This window comes from Paenibacillus taichungensis (assembly GCF_050994985.1).
GTDB classification, from domain to species: Bacteria; Bacillota; Bacilli; order Paenibacillales; family Paenibacillaceae; genus Paenibacillus; species Paenibacillus taichungensis.
This window is the reverse complement of the sequence record NZ_CP194720.1, coordinates 4,391,194-4,409,433: the sequence shown is the minus strand read 5'-3', so window position 1 is coordinate 4,409,433 and position 18,240 is coordinate 4,391,194. Positions and strand designations below refer to the sequence as shown.

Below are 18,240 nucleotides of genomic sequence, written 5' to 3'. Positions count from 1 at the left end.
GAAAACCGAAAAGCTGAAGTTCGAGGTCACGGCTGCAGAGGGGTAATTCCGGTCCGTTCGCTGAAGAAGGTTTCACCAATCCCTTCTCTCTCTGGGCAGCACGCAAACGGAATCTTGTCTCTGGTCATCGCCAAATATGCAAAATCGATATCAATTGAGTTGATCTTAATATCGTTGAAGTTCATATCAATATTTTGGAACAGGTGTTATTGAGTGTCGATTATATAGATTGAAAATGAAAAGGTCAAGCGGAATGTTTTTTACCCATGTTCTGATTGTCCATCCCATATTAATCGAATGACAGTACCTTCACCAGAAGTCGATTGTACTTCAATACGACCCTTCATCGCTTCAATTAAGCCTTTTGTTACCGCCATGCCAAGGCCTGATCCGACATCGGACGTGCCTGTATCAGTCCCTCGGTAATATCGTTCAAACAGCCTCCAGACCAGTTCCGGGTCCATTCCTTGACCATCATCGGCAAAATGAACACTGAACTCCCCAGCCTGTTTACCCGGATGCACACTAACGGTCAGAGTCGATTCCACTGGATTATGCAGAAGGGCATTAGCGGTCAGGTTATCCACAATGCGTTCAAACGAAGGAATATGCACATGGCCGTATACCGGAACTTTCGCAGGGAGGAACACAATACGTCCCTCGCCATATACCGGGTTGCGTTCTGCACGCTGGACGAGATCATGCAGTAGCGTATTTACGTCAGTTTCTTCCGCAGGTGGCTGGTATCCACCGCTTCGCAATCGGTACGTCATGGCAAGATCATTCACAAGTCGGTCCATGTACATGGATTTGTCCAGCATAATGCCCGCAAATTCTCTCACTTCTTCCGGGGACCAGCTATATTTCTGTGCTTCAAGCATATGGGCGTATCCCTGGATGGAGGATAGCGGTGTCTTGAGATCATGCGTTATTCCGGCGATCCATTCCTCACGCAGAGATTCGGTCTGTTTACGGAGCTCTTCATCTTGTTTCAATGTTGCGGATAATGCCTGCATGGAGCGAAGCACTTCAGCATACACGTGGTATTTCCGTTTCCACTTGCCATTTCGTCGCTGGCTGCGAGGTACGCCGCCAATGCCTTTGGGTTCTTCATAATGTCCTTGTTCCAGTCGTTGGAGCCATTGGAGCATATGCAGCATGGGGGAACCGAAACGATTAGCGTACCATAGGGCCAGCAGAATTAGCAAAATGACAACGGATAGGATCAGCACAATGAGCACAGGGGTCAAAATGAAGTTATAGGGATTTTCTTCCCCTGTAGCAGTTGGATCGACAGGTATACTGAGCATCCAGGTCGTGCCATTCTGTTCATCGTAAAAGGTTGCGATTGATATCCCATATCGATTGGGATAACGAATACGCAAAGCCAGTTCCTGTATGTTGTAACTGCTAGGGACGCCCATGGCAGGTTTATTATAAGAAGCCAGCTCTTGACCGTAGGCATCCAAAATTTGCAGATAGGCACCTTTGGAACGGATGGCATTCTCTTGTTTGGGGAGAAGTACAAGCTCTCCATTGGTGTAATGACTGTCCTCACGGGCTTGATCGAGTAAGGATTTGGCCTGATTGCGTTCGCCATACAGCAAGGTGAACATCTCGCCGTTTTTCTCCCGAATCAGCATGACGATCTGGTACGGGAACGGTTTTTTTGCTTCCCAGTATGCGATCAACTCTCCAGGCTTGTATTGCTTCGGAACGTCATCCGGTGTATCAAAATCATCAATGACGTAGCCTTTTTCATCCACAACCTGAAGCCATCCCTGATTTTTCTCGACCTGCTTCAGCAGCCTGGGATCATAGCGGACCGTCCCATCGGGCATGATTTCTGCGGTATTAATCAGTTGGTCAAGACCACTGGTAGCGAAGTCATCCACCAGGCTTACTTCATTTACCTTTTGAACGACCCAATAGGTGGCTGCAGAACCCAACAGGATGATAAGGACTACTGCGCCAGCAAGCATAACGATAAATCGGGTCATTAACCTGCGACGAATACTCATGCGCGTGACACTTGGTTAGGCAAAATGAGTTTGTATCCCAGCCCCCGGACGTTGACGAGAAAGGCAGGGTTAGAGGGATCAGCTTCAATCCGCTCACGGATACGGTGAATATGAACCATAACGGTGTTGTCATCGCTGATGGCTTCCGAACCCCATACGCGTTCATACAATTCCGATTTGGTGAAAATACGATTGGGATGCTTGCAGAAAAAGAGCAGCAGCTGATAGACAAGAGCCGGACAGTTTACCGGCTGTCCTTCAACCTGAAGCTCACCAGCTTGTTCAAATACTTGAAAACGGCCAAAATCATATACCCCTTCCTGCACAGCAGGAGATGACGAAGTTGCGTCAGAAGAGGGTGGAGTTGCCGTCGTAGCCGTCGCCATTTTGGTAGGTAAATAACGTTTCAGCAGTGATTTGATGCGGGCGACCACTTCCAGTGGATTAAATGGTTTAACGACATAATCATCGCCGCCAACGGCGAATCCGGTTAACTTGTCATAATCCGTAGTTTTGGCAGTCAGAAAAAGAATCGGTGCATCGGTCACTTGCCGCAGAAAGGGACAGATTTCCAGTCCACTTTTGCCAGGCAGCATGATGTCCAGCACGATGCAGTGATAGGTTTTATTTTCGCAGGCGGTAATCGCCTCTTCCCCAGTGGTAACGGTGTCGATGTCTACAAATTGTTCTTTCAGCAGGACGGTTTTGAGCATATGTAAAATGGCTTGTTCATCATCAACTAGCAGTATGGAGACGTGATCCATGATGTGAAATGACCTCCTAGGGCTTCCTGTTTGTTTATTGCTAATCATACCATCCGAGAGGGCTATGTAGTGTGTGAGCTATCTTAACGGAATCTTAATTATGAAGCCATAGAAGACGCGACAGTTTAACTACATGTAAGGAAGAGTTAGACGAAGGATAAGATTCATTCTGTACACTTAACTGGAAAGTATAACGAACACCAGAGGGGATGTAGAGAATGAATAGGTTAAAAGAAGGATTTAAAATTCTTACGGATCACTTAAATGGCGGGGAAAGTCTTCCGAAATCAGGATATGCTGCACATGAGAAATTACAGAGCAATAAGAGCTGGAAGTTGCTTGCCATTGCCCTTGGAGCCTGCGTGATGTTGTCTGCCTGTGGTAACAGTAACTCGATTACATCCGAGCAGGCGGAGCAGCAGTACGAGGAACAGATGACAAATGCCAATGAAGCGAGTGAGAGTAAAAATCAGGAAGAGAATTCGGGTAAAGAGGTGAGCGACATCATTACACCTGAGAATTTCATCGATACGTTAATGAACGGTTCCAAGGATGCCATTTACAGTCAGATGAGTCCCGAGTTGAAGGAAGCACTAACGCTTGAACAGCTTAAAACGTCTGCGGATCAATTCCTTGAGGGAGTAACTTCCTTTGATCTAGTGGTAGATGCCAAAGTGAACCATTTAACTGAGTTCGCCTGGAAGGATCAAACAGGAACCAAAGGGATTCAAGCCTATTTTACCGAAGCTAATCAGATTGAAGGGCTATTAATCCAACCACTGGAACCCCATGTAGATACGGATCAAACGTTCACCAAAACCGAATTTCAATTCCCTATGAAGGGGGAATGGTATGTGTTCTGGGGAGGTAATGATGTGATGTCGAACTATCATTATGAGCATGAAACACAGCGCTATGCGCTAGATATTATTCGCACCAAAGAAGCTTCCAGTTACAACGGAGATGCGAAAGTGAACGAAAACTACTACGCTTTTGGTGAACCGCTCTATGCAGCAGCAGATGGAACCGTAGTCGATATCAAGAATGATATTCCAGATAACATACCAGGTGTTATGAACCCGGAAGAACCAGCGGGTAATAATGTGGTCATTGACCATGGAAACGGAGAATACAGCATCACCGGGCACATTAAGCAAGGCAGTGTGGCCGTCAAAAAAGGGGACAAAGTCAAGCGGGGAGACCTCATTGGAGAGCTGGGTAACTCAGGTAATTCCAGTGAAGCTCATCTGCACTTCCAGGTATCGGACGGCCCGGATCTATTCACTTCCCGTTCTGTTAACATTCGTTGGGCGGATCAGAGCCAGCAGTTAACCCGGGGTAACACGATTCAAGGGTTGTCTGAGTAAATATGGAATTGAGCTGAATGTTGGGGGATGACGTCGACTTCCTTCCTCCGTTATAATACCGTCATAAGATAGAATCGATCTGGATGATGGAGGAGTAGACATGAAGCTGGATAGTGTACAGATTGAGTATGCGCGTCGTGAGGACCTGCCTAGGATTGTGGAGATCTATAATTCTACGATTGAGAGCCGGATGGTAACGGCGGATTTGGAGCCGGTGACCGTGGAGCAACGTATTCCGTGGTTTGATGAGCATTCATCCGATCATCGCCCGCTATGGGTGATGAGACTTGAGGGACAGGTTGTAGCCTGGGCCAGCCTGAGTTCGTTTTATGGACGCCCTGCGTACAATGGGACGGTGGAAGTCAGTGTGTATGTGGATCAGCAGTGCCGGGGAATTGGGGCAGGCGGACGTTTGCTGAACACCATATTTGACGCTTGTCCTGCGCTTGGAATCAAGACGATTCTGGGCTTTGTGTTTGGACATAATGAACCGAGTCTGGGGTTATTACGCAAGCATGGCTTTGAACAGTGGGGCTATTACCCTGAAGTGGCTGTGCTGGATGGCGTCAACCGGGATTTGGCGATTTTGGGCAAAAAAATATAAACATGTTTCACAATAAATGAAAACCTCCAAATCCACATGCGTGGATTGGAGGTTATTTTTGCTTACATCGAGTAAATAGGGGATGACTTAGGTGTGCGACACGCCAAGCCTTTGTTTAATATTTTGAATCTGTGCCAGATGACGCTCTTCATGATAGCTTGCAAAATCGACCCATTGAGCCAGATCCATCTCACCGAAAACCGGGTGAAGAAAGGACTTGCTCCGCAGCAGTTCAGACTCATGATCTTGTGCAACGTGCATCAATGCTTGATGTGAGTCTTCCAGGTCGTGTCGTACATTCGCCAGCGTTTCTGGTTCCGCAGGAGGCTGGAGATGAGACGGGGCGCTGACAGAGTGGCTGCGATCCAGTGTAAGCTCATATGGTTTTTTGTCCACAGCAACGGTCTGTTCTTTCTTTAGAGCGGCGTGGGCTTGCTTCACAATGATGTTTTCCATCAAATTCAGGTGACGGAGAACTTGCATAATACTCCAGTGAGTAGGTGTGGGTTGGAGATTCAATTGCTCTTCATTGAGTCCAGAGACGGCTTCCCAGATTTGGCTCCGAATGTCGTCATTACGAGTGAACATCGTGCGATGCTCTCCTTTAAATGAGTTCTATGATGTCAGCTTGTGTAAGTGTAGTGCCTAAAATGTGGATGCTTAATATACATCATAGAGGATCTGAAAGGTGAATGCGAAGTGGTGGTTAATTTGCTTTGTTAGTTGAAGTTATGTATATGAGAATGAAGCTGTTTTTTATAAACGGGTCATATCAAAATATACCATCGCCAAAAAAAGAATTGACGCTAAGTAGTGCGGGACTCTATAATCGATAACAAGTAACTTGATATGTAAGGAGTCCTGACATGGTATGTTAGTAATTGACGAGGTGTATCACCATACAGCATTGCAAATATCATCGTCCGATTTATTGTACCTTATCCAACAGCTCAAGGTCAAAAAAGAAAATGAGATCGAAACGCTTAAACATAAAATTGAACAATTCGAACAAAAAAAACGTGCGGAAGAAGTGGCTTATCAATCCTTGTCGACTGTACGCAAATGGTTCGCAGGCCGCCCTGCATCCCATCACCAGGCGGTGGAATATATGGTCCAGGTGAAGGAACGTTTTCGCAAAATGGAACAAATCCGGCGGCGGATACGAGAACTGGACCGTATTGCTGAACGAATCAAGCATCCGGACAGCATCGAACGGGACGAAATCGAGCTTACGCCCGAAACGATCCGGGAGATTAGACAGCTTAGGGAAACGGAGGATGTATAAGCATGACTTTGGAGACGTTAAGCTCCGGGATTGATACGGTCTGGGTCGTATTGAGTGCAGCCATGATTTTGTTGATGGAGGGCGGATTCGCGCTCCTGGAGGCTGGCTTTGTACGTTATAAAAATAGCGTGAATATTATTATGAAGGTTTTCGCTGACATTACCATTGGAACGTTGCTTTTCTATGCCATCGGATTTGGCTTGATGTATGGCTCTGATGCTGGAGGTTTTGTAGGCATAACCGGATTTTTCCTCAATGGAGACTTGTCTCACCTGGACGTACCCGTATCATTGGAAACATTCTGGCTGTTCCAGGCCGCGTTCACGATTGCCGTCATTTCCATCGTATCGGGTGCTGTGGCTGAGCGGATTAACTTTCGTGCCTATCTGCTGTACATCATATTGATGACGGCCATTATTTATCCGATTGGTGGACACTGGGCATGGGGCGGCGGTTGGCTCAGCAAGCTGGGGATGCAGGATTTCGCCGGTTCCGCAGTCATTCACGCGTTGGGCGGGTTCTCTGCACTGGCCGCAGCGATTATTATTGGGCCGCGTAAAGGCAAATACACGCCGCATGGCGTAAGTGCCATTGCGCTCCCAAGTAATCTGCCGCTGGCATCTGTAGGTGCATTCCTGCTGTGGTTCGGTTGGTTTGGCTTCAATGCAGGAAGTACGCTCAGTGCAACTGATGTCAGGATCGGTCACATTGCCATCGTTACGATGTTATCTGCTGCTTCAGGCGGTGCGGTTACACTGCTCTACACCTTGTTCCGATTCAATCGTTCAGATGCACCATCGGTCATTAATGGCTCGCTGGCCGGTCTAGTCGGTATTACGGCAGGGTGTGCCTTTGTCGGTGATGTGGCTGCGATATTTATCGGAGCGGTATCCGGATTGCTCATGATGGCTGCAACGAATTGGTTAGACCGCAGGCAGATTGATGATCCTGTGGGTGCGTTCCCTGTTCATGCTGTATCCGGGATGTGGGGTACGATTGCCGTAGGTTTGTTTGCAACCGATGGTGGTTTGTTCATGGGAGGTGGCTGGAGGCTGCTGGGTGTTCAGGCGCTTGGCCTCACGGCTTTGGTCGTCTGGGGATTTGTCATGACCTGGATTGGTCTGAAACTGATTGGCAAGATCGTTCCTGTCCGTTCCACGGAAGAAGAGGAAGAATTAGGTCTGGATATTAGTTATCATGGTGTAATGGCTGCACACCAGTCGCATGAATTTCTGGATGGCGAGGAGCATATTCGTGCTTTCCGGAATGATTCACCGAATCGGGATCGTTAAGAATGAACCGAATGGATAATAAGGAAGGAGGCTGACACCGGATGTCAGTCTCTTTTTTCGCTAGAAGCAGGGAAAGAAGCGTCAGCGGAAGAATATACAGGTGTGAACCTGAATATGTCTCACCATAGGTGTATTGTCAGAAGGGGAGGATCTGTATGATTAAACCTGAACAATGTGAACGTCTGACCAGAAAAGCCAGGAAAACTCTTGAAGAATATGGGTTGGGTAATGCTGCCGATCTGCTGTTATCTTCAAGCCGTTGGGGAATTCGCCTTGATGTATCGACAATCGATGAGTATCGCAGAACAGGAAATTCACGTGTAGGTGGAAATCCCGATCTGCCGAGCAACATGAAATGGCCTTTGACACAGGAGGGGGTGCCCTTGACGTTCCTGGCCCAGTTGAATCTCGTGGATTTGACGCCATATACGCCAAATGATGGGCGCGGGAGTTTGCCCGAACGGGGCATGTTATACTTTTTCATTGGTGTGGATGAACCTGCTTATCATATTGAGCATCGTGTGATTTACGAGCCGGACGCTCATAACCTGACAAGGCGAGAGCCTGATGGCGAAACCGCGCTGGGTGAGGACGATTTTGTAGCACATTCGGTAACAGTACTGCCTAATCTCGAGTTTCCTACATACGCATACATTGATTCTCTGGCTCTGAATGCAATCGTCGCCCCGCTGTCTGGTGGAACGGTAGCTGTTGAAGGGGAGGAAGGTCTGTATGACCGATACCTCGAATTCGAGTCCAGCTGGAATCATCCGAGTACACAGAACTGGGGCGGCATGTTTGGATACCCGGACGGTCAGCATCCGGATGCAGAACATCAGGCGCTGTTACAGATTGTGCTTGATGAAGAGTATGCTTATGACGAGCAGGCGTGTGAGAAGAAGCTGACTGCTCATTATGGCGGGGATGAGAAACGGACACAACAAGAGCTTGCGGATACCTTACTTCTATTAAAAATTGATACGCATGACGCTATCGGTTTTCAATGGTGGGATTGTGGGGAGCTGCAATTTTTCATTCGCAAGGCTGACTTGCTCGCAGGACGATTCGATCAAACGTATTGTTCGTTATATTCAAGTTGAGTTCGTGTTTGTTATCATCGGAGCAACAAAATGTCCCAATTTCCGTCTATATGAGGGAGGAGGGACTTTTTTTTTGTTCATCATTGTTGGTTTTCGAGCAAAGCTGGTTTATATATAAAGGGGGAATTTATAGTTGATTGGCGATCATACGTTCTGTATAATGGAATAAAAAGGGAGTGTTTCTGTTGATTCAGTCTGCATTTAAACATATTGATGTGGCAGTGACATCATTAATTAATTTATGTGACCAACTGTCGGAGCAGGACTTGGCTTTGACTCCGATTGAAGGCAAACGGCCGGTTGGAGAATTGCTTTCTCATCTATCTGTCATTTGTCGTGCAGATGTACATATTTCGGAGGGAGCTTCCCAAGAAGAAATGGCTTTGTTTTACAAGGAACATCAGCCAAATTCACTGAGTGAGATCAAAGAAGCGCTGATTGCGAATCAGATGTACCTCTATCATCGATATAGACAGTTTAATACGGAGGAATTATTACAGGTGACTGACTCCTATTGGGGAGCTTCGTACAGTCGTCTGGAGTGGCTGCTTGAGATCATGGGACATGTGTATCACCACAGGGGTCAACTGCATACGATGCTGACACTGACTGGTATAGAGCCCAAAGTATCGTTGTTTGAATAGATAGACCAAGGTCCGTAATGCTAGGTTCTGCCTGAATATAGAGCAAGATTTAATAGAATACATAGAACATGTTATCCGCACAAGCAACGGTTAAGCAAGGATTAAATCGACGATACTATACGTTAATAATAGAGATTGCCGGATCAGCTACAATTAACGAAAACCAACGTTTAAAAATGCCACATAGTCAATAGAAACTAAAATAGTAAGTTCGGAAAATCTTCTATTAGGGGTGTGTAAAATGAGTTTAAAAGAAAAGTTGATATTAGTAAAAGAGAATGACTACCAAACACCTCTCGATACATTCCAGTTGATACAAGAAATGATGGTTAATATCGGTTCTTTGGATGCCCAACTACGTGATGACCTCATTTATACAACCTTATCAAATTGGATTCCTGATAATACCTTAACAGTAAACGAACTAGAACAACTTCTATCCGTTGTTTTGGATAATAAGCATTTGCTTTTTAGGCTTGGTGAAACGAATACAGACTCTGTCTTTACTCGATCGTTCTCTATGCTAGTTATACCGCTCCTCTTCATGAGGCATAAAGAATCACCATTTCTCTCGAAAGAGCATATTCATCAGATAAAAGAGATCGTGTTTTACAATGTACATAAAGAGCGAGATTACCGCGGGTATGACGAAGAAAAAGGCTGGGCTCATGCCATAGCCCATGCAGCAGATGCTTTAGACGAATTGGCCCAATGTTCCGAGTTGGATAAAAATGATCTCTTAACCATTCTCGATTTGGTTTACGAAAAGATGACCATCACTGATCGAGTTTACTCCGATGGGGAAGATGAAAGAATGATAAAATCCATAATTAGTGTTTTAAATAGAAAAATACTTAGTCAGACTTATGTAGAGCAATGGATTCAACGTTTTGGTGATGTGGAGAAAAATCCAGAATTCCTTCCTGCCTTTAGGCAAAAAAATAATATAAAGAACTTTTTGAAAAGTTTATACTTTCGAATTAAATTTCACAAAGTCGATGCTGATCTCTGCCCAACAATCGAGCATACTTTATATAAAATAGAAAAAGTATATTATTCCTAAAATCCAACGTTTTTGCTTCTTTCCTAGGGCGATGATTTTCGCAGATCCATTTCCTAGTGGTATACTTTGATCAAGTAATGATTCATGGAATGGAAAGGAATAATGCCGTGGCACAGCCAGCAACCATTCTGCTTGTGGATGATGAGCAGGATATTATTAAACTGATGGAGATTTATTTTGGTAATGAAGGATACCGGGTTCTGACAGCCAGTGATGGGATCGAGGCGCTTGAGCAACTGAAGAAAGAGCCAATTGATCTGATCATTCTGGATGTCATGATGCCGAATATGGACGGAATTGAAGCATGTATGAAAATTAGGGAAGAGCAGAAAATGCCGATCATTATGCTGTCCGCCAAAAGCATGGATATGGATAAAATTACAGGGCTGAGCATCGGCGCTGATGATTATGTGACCAAGCCGTTTAACCCGCTTGAACTTGTGGCACGGGCAAAGTCACAGCTTCGCAGGTACCATACCTTCAATGAAGGCCGTGAGAACAAGGAGCATGAATGGGTGATTGACGATCTGGTCATCAACACGGATACGCATGAGGTCTGGCTGGATGAGCAGCCTGTTCGCTTGACTCCCCGTGAATTTGCTGTTCTGGAACTGTTGGCGCGCCATCAAGGCTCTGTGTTGAGTATGGAGCAGATCTACAGGCAGGTCTGGAAAGAAGAGTTTATGGAGTCCAACAATACCGTTATGGTGCATATCCGCAAGATTCGTGAGAAAATCGAACTCGACAGCAAACATCCCAAATTCATACAGACGGTATGGGGTGTTGGTTATAAGATGATCAAACCACAATGAGCACGTGCGTCTATGAGGTTATTTGGATACAAAGCGTGAGCAAGGAGTTCCGAGATGAATTCAAAATTAATTAACACAGTCCGGTGGAAATTTATCTACGCATTTCTGCTGAGTGGCATTTTGACGGGGGCTATTTTGTATGGGGGCAGCAAAGTTGTACACTCCATTCTGGCGGCTCAGACTTATCCTAATTATTCGATCCCTGCAAGGGGCATCAGGTGGCTGGTGAACAATATTGGGTCTATGCCATTAATGATTATGGTTGGCATACTTGGCTTTGTGCTGTTCTTTTTCCTGTTCACGCGCAGGGTGATGCTGGTTCTGGATGAGATTACGGCAGGAATTCAGGAAGTTGCCAAAGGAGAGCTGTCTCATCGGATCGATGTGAAGACATCGGATGAATTTGGCGTTGTGGCTGCCAGTATTAATCAGATGGCTGAACAATTGCAGCTGTCATTGCAAGAGGAGCGTAGTGCAGTTGCTGCCAAAAATGACTTAATTACGGGTATTTCTCATGATTTGAGGACTCCGCTGACCTCCATTCTCGGATTTTTGGAGTACATAGAGAAGGATCGATATCAGGATGAAATTGAGATGCGGTATTACGTGAGCATTGCGTACGAGAAGTCCTTAACATTAAGGAAGCTAATCGACGATTTGTTCGAATATACCCGTGTCAGTGGTGGGAGCCTTCCTTTGTCATTAACTTCTTTGAACCTGAATCCGTTTCTGATGCAGCTCGCTGAAGAGTTCTCTCCGATGCTGGAAGAAGCGGGCATGACATACAAGATCATTGGTGGACAAGAACCTTTATGGATTCAGGCCGCTCCTGGAGAGCTTGTTCGTGCGTATGAGAACCTGTTCAGTAACGCGATCCGTTATGGGGCACAGGGTAAAGTGATGGAGATTGCGTTGTCTCTTGAAGGTGAAGAAGCTGTAGTGCGCATTAGCAATTATGGTGAACCGATTCCAGCGCAGGATTTGCCGCATTTATTCGATCGATTCTACCGGGTGGACAAGTCCCGCTCGCGTGATACGGGCGGCACCGGACTGGGGCTGGCTATTGCCAAATCGATGATTGAATTACATCACGGGAGTATCGCTGCTTACAGTGAACAGGGCCGAACCGATTTTGTTACGCGTTTTCCGCTAACTGCTCCTCCGATGAACAGAGATGCAGAGGAACGGTAACCTGGCAGAATTTTCGTCTACTTATAAGAGAGCTTGCTTGATTCAACATGTAGGCAAATTGCTTAATTAAGAAAATGATAAGAAGTTACCCACTTCTTAATTAAGAAATATTCGGTATTCTTAACCTCAATCGAAAATATGAACTGCAAAATTGAGGAGGATGCCGAATATGAGATTATTATTACGTACAGTCAGATTGAGCTACATATATATTTGCGGAGCAAGCGCGTTACTTAGCGCAGCGCTCCTATTTGTCGTATATCACATGTTACGTTTTACCCACCATCATATCCTATCGGAGACAACAGGAATAACTCGCATTATGTACTGGGTGATAAACCATATCGGTACAACGCCATTGGTTATATTCATCGGTGGGGGTATGTTTGCGTTGTTTTTTTGGATTCGATCCCAGAAGATTGCAGATGACCTCAAGGTGATTGGTCGTGGAACTCATGAACTGGCCAATGGCCGAATTCCAGCACAGATTGAAGTGTTAAACGGAGGAGAGCTGCGGCAGATTGCCGCGGATCTGAATGACGTTGCGATACGTATACAATCGGAGCGCTTGAACAGTTCAGACCAAGAGTGGACAGATCGAGAGCCGAGAGACGAAGAATGGTTCAGTTCTGGTATGTATATGTATGGCGAAGAAAGTAGCCGACAACAAATAGCGTCAGAAAGTGAGAGAAGTCATAAGCAACGTATACAAGCAGATTGGGTTGGATTACAATCTGGTCGCATAAATGCAGATCTGCCGATGAAACTTACTCTCTACGGTGTTCGTTCCTCGCTTGAAACGATCGTGGAAGGACGCTGCCGGGATGAAGCGGAGATTCAGCACTGGGTCAGGCTAGCGTATGAGCAGACGTTAAGGCTGGAGCTTGCTCTGGATTCTATGGAAATGAAGCAACAGGAACATTCAGGCTCCAATCCACATGTATTTAGGGAGCCTGAATGTTGAGATCCAGCATAAGGCGCGGAATTTATCATATATTTGATGCCTCTGTAGTAATTGTTATTTTGCTTGCGGTCGGCTATATCTATCTAGTTACTTACGGCGAAGGTGTCCTTCGCAATCATCCTGAGGCCATTTCGGTGGCCACTTCCACGATCATTACCAATGCGGATGGAACAGAAATTTCAAGATTACAAGTACAAACCAAGGGATATGCGCTGCATGCTGATTTAAAGGATATGCCCGATCTGTTAAAGCAGGCGTTTCTGGCTACGGAAGATCGACGTTTCTATAACCACGATGGCCTGGATTTTATCGGCATTGGCAGGGCGGTTGTGCAGGATGTTTTACATATGAACCTGAGTCAAGGAGGCAGCTCGATTACACAGCAACTGGCCAGAAATCTGTATTTGAACGGAGATAAAACGCTGGTTCGCAAGGTGAATGAAATGTCGATTGCCATGGCGATGGAAAAGAGATTTAGCAAGGATGAGCTATTAGAGCTATATTTGAATCATATTTATATGGGACGCCAGCAATATGGCGTTAAAGCCGCGGCTTGGCGATACTTCGGGATTAAGGATCTACATCAGCTGGAGATCTGGCAAATGGCTACGCTGGCCGGCATTCCGAAGGGACCTTCTATATACAATCCGGTGGATCGGGAAGACCTGTCCAAAGAGAGGCGTTCTGTGGTTCTTGGTATCATGCATGAGCAAGGAATTATTACTAAAAAACAGATGGAGGAAGCGCGAAATGTGGACTATACACCGCTCAATTCTACAGTTGAATCGACTCCAGGCTCAACAGCGCCTGCTTACGTGTCTGCCTTGGATGCGGTAATTGAGGAGGCTTCTCGTCTCACAGGTAAGAGTGGAGCAGAGATTCAATCCGCAGGCTGGACCATTCGTACGGGATTGGATGATCAGGCGCAGCTGGCGATGGAGCAAACATTCCGTGAATCTTCACGGTTCACCGATGATCGTGAGGATGAGCAAGTGCAGGCGAGTATGATCATACTGGACCAGCATAACGGTGAAGTCAAAGCGATGATGGGTGGGAGAGACCCTGTAAAAGGAGGCATTAACCGGGCAACGACGGATGCAAGGCAACCTGGTTCTGCATTTAAGCCTATTATTGCATACGGACCTGCATTGGAATCAGGGCGGTTTAAGCCAGAGAGCATGCTGCCTGATCAACGCATGAAATATGGGAGTTATCAACCAAGCAACTTGGGCGGGCGTTACATAGGTACAGTTACGATGTCGCAAGCCATTGAAAACTCCATTAATGCTCCGGCTGTATGGCTGCTGCATGAGACAGGACTGGGACGCGCACATCAATTTGCAGATCGATTGGGCATTGAACTGGGCAAGGAGGATCTTAATCTGTCGATTGCCCTAGGTGGCTTGCATAAAGGGGTGTCTCCAATAAAAATGGCCCAGGCATATTCCGTGTTTGCCAATAACGGCAAGTTCAATACGGCGCATCTAATTCGTGAAATTAAGGATTCACGCGGTCGGACAATCTATGTTTTTAAGCGAGAGAACAAGCAGGTGATCTCCACCAGCACGGCAACGGCCATGACCGACATGCTTCAAGATGTGGTCAGTCAAGGAACAGGTAGCAGGGCACAACTGAGTCAGCATAAGGTAGCGGGGAAGACAGGAACAACGCAGGCTGCATTACCTGGTGTAAGCAAGGAGGCGAACAGGGATCTGTGGTTTGTAGGATATACGAGCAAGTGGACGGCCGCAGTCTGGATGGGGTTTGATCGTACAGATGCAGAGCATTATATGAGATCCGGAAGTGGTGTGGCGGCGGATTTATTTGCGTCGGTGATGAAGCGTGCTTTGCCATAAAAGAGAATGGTTTACCGTACACCAATGGACAAGGAGTGTCCAACAGACATGGGGAGTTCTTTTTCTGGATCGTACAGTTATCGAACAAATGGGTACAATGATGAAAACAAAACGCTGCATATTAGATGATAACGGATCAACATTGGCTGGAATTTTAGAAGACCCGTGAAGGACAGCGTTTACCCTGTCTCTAACGGGTCTTTATCGTTTAGTTTAGTGATAATATATTCATCTACTGTGTTAGGATTTTGCTCGCAATGATTCAGGTATACGACGAATCATCTGGTTCAACACCTCGGACAATACAAGTCCGATCGCGATGGCACCTGATAACATAAGAGCTTTGGCAGCCATCTCCATGGCAGCGCCGTAGTCATTTTGCACAAAATTACGCATCGCATTATACGCCAGTCCACCGGGAACGAGCGGAATGATACCTGCTACGCTGAAGATAATGACGGGTGCGCGAAACATGCGGGAGAACAGCTGGCTGATGACACCTACCGCGATGGTCGCTGCAAGAGTAGCAGGAACAGCATCCGCAGCATATTCGAGCACAATATAGATGATCCAGCCGATCATGCCGACAAATCCACCGTGAAGCAGCATGCGCCGAGGAGCGTTGAAAATAATACCGAATGCGGCCGAGGCGACAAAGCTGGTCAGGGCCTGTTCAATAAAATGAAGCATAACCTGCAACTCCTCCATCTTACGTAAAAAGTGAAAAAACAACAGCAATGCCGGTACCAATCGCAAAAGCCGTCAGAAACGCCTCGGCTCCCTTGGATAACCCGGACACGAGATGCCCGGCCATCAGGTCACGCACCGCATTGGTAATCAGCAGTCCCGGTACCAAGGGCATGACTGAGCCAATAATAATTTTGTCCCGTTCATGACCCGCGCCCATATAGACAAGCAAAAAGGCGAGCAGACCGATGACAAATGAAGCGGTCAGTTCAGCAAAAAACTTCACCAGTACTAATCGATGGAAGGCAATGACTGCTGCATAGCCAATACCACCGCAGAGAATGGCAGGGAGAAAGTCGACCCAGCCTCCACCAAACATAATGGTAAAGCACCCACTGGATAACGCCGCCGCCGTAAGCCGCACAACCGCAGAATAGGAGGAGGGCTGTCCCTCAATTTGTTGTAACAATTCGTAGGCATCTTCAACGGACAATTCACCTTGTCCAATACGCCGGGAAACGGCATTCACTTCGGATACCTTATGTAAATCCGTGGTTCGTTCAGAGATCCGTATCAGCTTGGCAGGCTCGGTTGCATCAACCGAGAAGAAGATACCTGTGGGCACAACATAACTGTGCGAATGGGGAAGGCCCAGCGCGGCAGCCATGCGTTTCATCGTATCTTCCACACGATAGGTCTCACCGCCACTTTGCAGCATGATCTTGCCTGCCAATAGACAGATTGCAATCACGCGGGATTGTTCAGTATGATTTGTCCCAACCAGCTCCGTCTCAGACTGAGGCACGGGTGGAGGATCATGAGGGATATATTCCAACCGGATCAAGCTCCGTTCATATGAGATAAGGCTTGGTGCCGACACCATTGTATCATATTTCACACGTTAGCAAGGAAACATACCGCACGAATTACAGGAAGTCATCCAGGTTGCAGAGATTAATGCATGCATTCACACCAAATTGATAACCGATCACTCCAAAAACCCAAAAAAGGCTTCGCTCCCAGGGCCGGATGGTCAAAGGGAGAGAAGCTTCTTGGATTAGGCTCGATCGAAACAAAAAACAACTACATCAACAGGGTAATGACCAACAGCTCATACAGCACGAGTGGCAAAATAGTTGGTCCAAACAAGGCGCGTGGCTCGGGATATCCATGCATCGGCGTAACCTGGAGATACAATATTCCCCGATCTGCGCTGATAATGACACCTTCCCATACTTGGCCATCGATATTCTGGACTTGCACCTTCTTGCCTACATGCTGCCGGGCTGTATGATGAAGCATATTCCGCACACTTTGCACGGATTGGAGCATTGGTTGATTGGCTTGGTATACGACCCGTGCGGATGGTGTGGATGTGGATTCGGACATGATGCACAACCCTTCCTCAAAATCATTTCTTACTTCAAGGTATGCATCTGCCTACAAAAGGTGATCACACAAATGCCGTCTCAAGTCTTCCATGCCCATTTTCATAAGCCACATTGCCCAGTGCGCCATTCACAAAAGTTAACTGTGGCGGGATGTGGCCAAGATCCACATCATACAGTACGGGAACATCCATATCTCCGAGAGCCGAAGACAGGGCATCGATGAAGTTGAAATCTCCTGTATCGGAATAACCAGCAGGTCGGCCGAACATGAAGCCTTTTACGCCTGCAAACCAGCCTGCCTGTCTCATCTGCCACAGATGACGGTAGATATCACCCGCATTCATCTCACAGCTTTCCAGATACCAGATTGTTCCTTCTTCTGCACAATACTGATCAAGATACTCTTCAACAGGTGCGTAAGGCGTGCCAATCAAACAGGTGATTGTATCCATACAGCCGCCGATTAACCGACCTAAGAATGTAACCTGCGAGTCTGCTCCTTCGGGTTGCCCAAGCTGTTTCCAGCGAGAAGGAGTATCCAGATTGAACGTCGGCAAATCCGGTTTCCATTCCGATTGATAGTGAGTGGAAGAAGATTGAGTAACCTGCCCTCCCTGGCTAGTCTGTAATACATCAATCCAGCGGGCTGTCACCGGATCGAGTTCATTGGATCTTAGATTTACGTAGTTCGTACCATGTGCCGAAGCCGTTCCGGTGATCAGGGTGTATGCGAATAAAAAGGTGCTGATATCCGAATATCCCATAACCCATTTGGGCGGCAAGGTTTTCAAAGCTTCCCAATCGAGAAGGGGTAGAATATCCATAAGGAACTCTCCACCCCACGGAGGAATAATAGCCTGAATCTCAGGGTCGCGGAAAAATGCATTGATCTCGGCAGCGCGATCTTCCTTGGAGGAACTTACACATTTGGCGTTATGCCGTAGAAATGGGCTCTCCTGAACACCAAAACCAAGGCGCTTCATGTTGTGCCTGCTCCCTTCAAGGTAATGATGCAAGGATTCACTTACACCGCTGGATGGTGCAGCCACGCCAATGGTATTTCCCGGAGCGAGTGGCTGCGGGTAACGGGTTGAACGCTTATTCATTGTGAAAACACCCTTTCCTGTGAACATATCGATTTAATTCTAGATGGTTGATATTTTCATTATAGTGCATGACTACTTCATGTGGCTTGCGGA

The 18,240-nt window shown here is 46.6% G+C and carries 18 protein-coding genes; 11 read left to right on the top strand and 7 right to left on the bottom strand.

The window, feature by feature from the left end:
* Nucleotides 1-260: 260 nt before the first annotated feature.
* Entirely contained in the window at nucleotides 261-2,021 is a 1,761-nt protein-coding gene (locus ACR1R9_RS19895; RefSeq protein WP_433922898.1) for a sensor histidine kinase, read from the bottom strand.
* A complete protein-coding gene (locus tag ACR1R9_RS19890) occupies nucleotides 2,018-2,785 on the bottom strand; it encodes a response regulator transcription factor (RefSeq protein WP_076291765.1) in 768 nt (255 codons plus the stop codon). The genes ACR1R9_RS19895 and ACR1R9_RS19890 overlap by 4 nt, the downstream gene beginning before the upstream one ends.
* A gap of 218 nt (nucleotides 2,786-3,003) precedes the next feature.
* Between ACR1R9_RS19890 and ACR1R9_RS19885 the strand changes: the two genes are divergently transcribed.
* Complete coding sequence (locus tag ACR1R9_RS19885; protein ID WP_433922899.1) at nucleotides 3,004-4,152, top strand: peptidoglycan DD-metalloendopeptidase family protein; 1,149 nt, start codon at nucleotides 3,004-3,006, stop codon at nucleotides 4,150-4,152.
* A 100-nt stretch (nucleotides 4,153-4,252) separates the two neighbouring features.
* On the top strand, nucleotides 4,253-4,756 hold the full coding sequence (locus ACR1R9_RS19880; RefSeq protein WP_433922900.1) for an N-acetyltransferase family protein: 504 nt from the start codon (nucleotides 4,253-4,255) through the stop codon (nucleotides 4,754-4,756).
* Nucleotides 4,757-4,843: 87 nt separating this feature from the next.
* Here ACR1R9_RS19880 and ACR1R9_RS19875 read toward each other — a convergent pair whose 3' ends face one another.
* Nucleotides 4,844-5,344: a DinB family protein gene (locus tag ACR1R9_RS19875; protein WP_433922901.1), complete on the bottom strand. Its 501-nt coding sequence runs from the start codon at nucleotides 5,342-5,344 to the stop codon at nucleotides 4,844-4,846.
* Nucleotides 5,345-5,627: 283 nt separating this feature from the next.
* On the opposite strand from ACR1R9_RS19875, the gene ACR1R9_RS19870 reads away from it, so the two are divergent.
* From ACR1R9_RS19870 to ACR1R9_RS19830, 9 genes are all read left to right on the top strand, one after another.
* Complete coding sequence (locus ACR1R9_RS19870; RefSeq protein ID WP_063564360.1) at nucleotides 5,628-6,041, top strand: hypothetical protein; 414 nt, start codon at nucleotides 5,628-5,630, stop codon at nucleotides 6,039-6,041.
* Nucleotides 6,042-6,043: 2 nt separating this feature from the next.
* Complete coding sequence (locus ACR1R9_RS19865; RefSeq protein WP_433922902.1) at nucleotides 6,044-7,333, top strand: ammonium transporter; 1,290 nt, start codon at nucleotides 6,044-6,046, stop codon at nucleotides 7,331-7,333.
* Between the two features lie 155 nt (nucleotides 7,334-7,488).
* On the top strand, nucleotides 7,489-8,433 hold the full coding sequence (locus ACR1R9_RS19860) for a DUF1963 domain-containing protein (RefSeq protein ID WP_433922903.1): 945 nt from the start codon (nucleotides 7,489-7,491) through the stop codon (nucleotides 8,431-8,433).
* 185 nt (nucleotides 8,434-8,618) lie between these two features.
* Entirely contained in the window at nucleotides 8,619-9,077 is a 459-nt protein-coding gene (locus ACR1R9_RS19855; protein ID WP_433956386.1) for a DinB family protein, read from the top strand.
* A gap of 241 nt (nucleotides 9,078-9,318) precedes the next feature.
* Nucleotides 9,319-10,140, top strand: a complete 822-nt coding sequence (locus ACR1R9_RS19850) for a DUF2785 domain-containing protein (protein WP_433922905.1) — start codon at nucleotides 9,319-9,321, stop codon at nucleotides 10,138-10,140.
* An 89-nt stretch (nucleotides 10,141-10,229) separates the two neighbouring features.
* Nucleotides 10,230-10,952 (top strand): response regulator transcription factor, encoded by a 723-nt coding sequence (locus ACR1R9_RS19845; RefSeq protein ID WP_339850192.1) that lies wholly within the window; start codon nucleotides 10,230-10,232, stop codon nucleotides 10,950-10,952.
* 54 nt (nucleotides 10,953-11,006) lie between these two features.
* Nucleotides 11,007-12,143 (top strand): sensor histidine kinase, encoded by a 1,137-nt coding sequence (locus ACR1R9_RS19840; RefSeq protein WP_433948904.1) that lies wholly within the window; start codon nucleotides 11,007-11,009, stop codon nucleotides 12,141-12,143.
* 169 nt (nucleotides 12,144-12,312) lie between these two features.
* Entirely contained in the window at nucleotides 12,313-13,107 is a 795-nt protein-coding gene (locus ACR1R9_RS19835) for a hypothetical protein (protein WP_433922906.1), read from the top strand.
* Nucleotides 13,101-14,963 carry a transglycosylase domain-containing protein gene (locus tag ACR1R9_RS19830; RefSeq protein WP_433922907.1) on the top strand — a complete coding sequence of 621 codons (1,863 nt, stop codon included), beginning with the start codon at nucleotides 13,101-13,103 and terminating at the stop codon, nucleotides 14,961-14,963. The genes ACR1R9_RS19835 and ACR1R9_RS19830 overlap by 7 nt, the downstream gene beginning before the upstream one ends.
* Before the next feature lie 240 nt (nucleotides 14,964-15,203).
* On the opposite strand, the gene ACR1R9_RS19825 is transcribed toward ACR1R9_RS19830, so the two are convergent.
* From ACR1R9_RS19825 to ACR1R9_RS19810, 4 genes are all read right to left on the bottom strand, one after another.
* Nucleotides 15,204-15,653: a threonine/serine exporter family protein gene (locus ACR1R9_RS19825; RefSeq protein ID WP_063564353.1), complete on the bottom strand. Its 450-nt coding sequence runs from the start codon at nucleotides 15,651-15,653 to the stop codon at nucleotides 15,204-15,206.
* Nucleotides 15,654-15,672: 19 nt separating this feature from the next.
* The gene (locus ACR1R9_RS19820) at nucleotides 15,673-16,368 is read right to left on the bottom strand and encodes a threonine/serine exporter family protein (RefSeq protein WP_433923681.1); all 696 of its coding nucleotides are present in this window, start codon (nucleotides 16,366-16,368) and stop codon (nucleotides 15,673-15,675) included.
* A gap of 365 nt (nucleotides 16,369-16,733) precedes the next feature.
* Nucleotides 16,734-17,039, bottom strand: coding sequence for a hypothetical protein (locus ACR1R9_RS19815; RefSeq protein ID WP_076291774.1), 306 nt, complete (start codon nucleotides 17,037-17,039; stop codon nucleotides 16,734-16,736).
* 64 nt (nucleotides 17,040-17,103) lie between these two features.
* Entirely contained in the window at nucleotides 17,104-18,147 is a 1,044-nt protein-coding gene (locus ACR1R9_RS19810) for a S66 family peptidase (RefSeq protein WP_433922908.1), read from the bottom strand.
* Nucleotides 18,148-18,240: the final 93 nt, after the last annotated feature.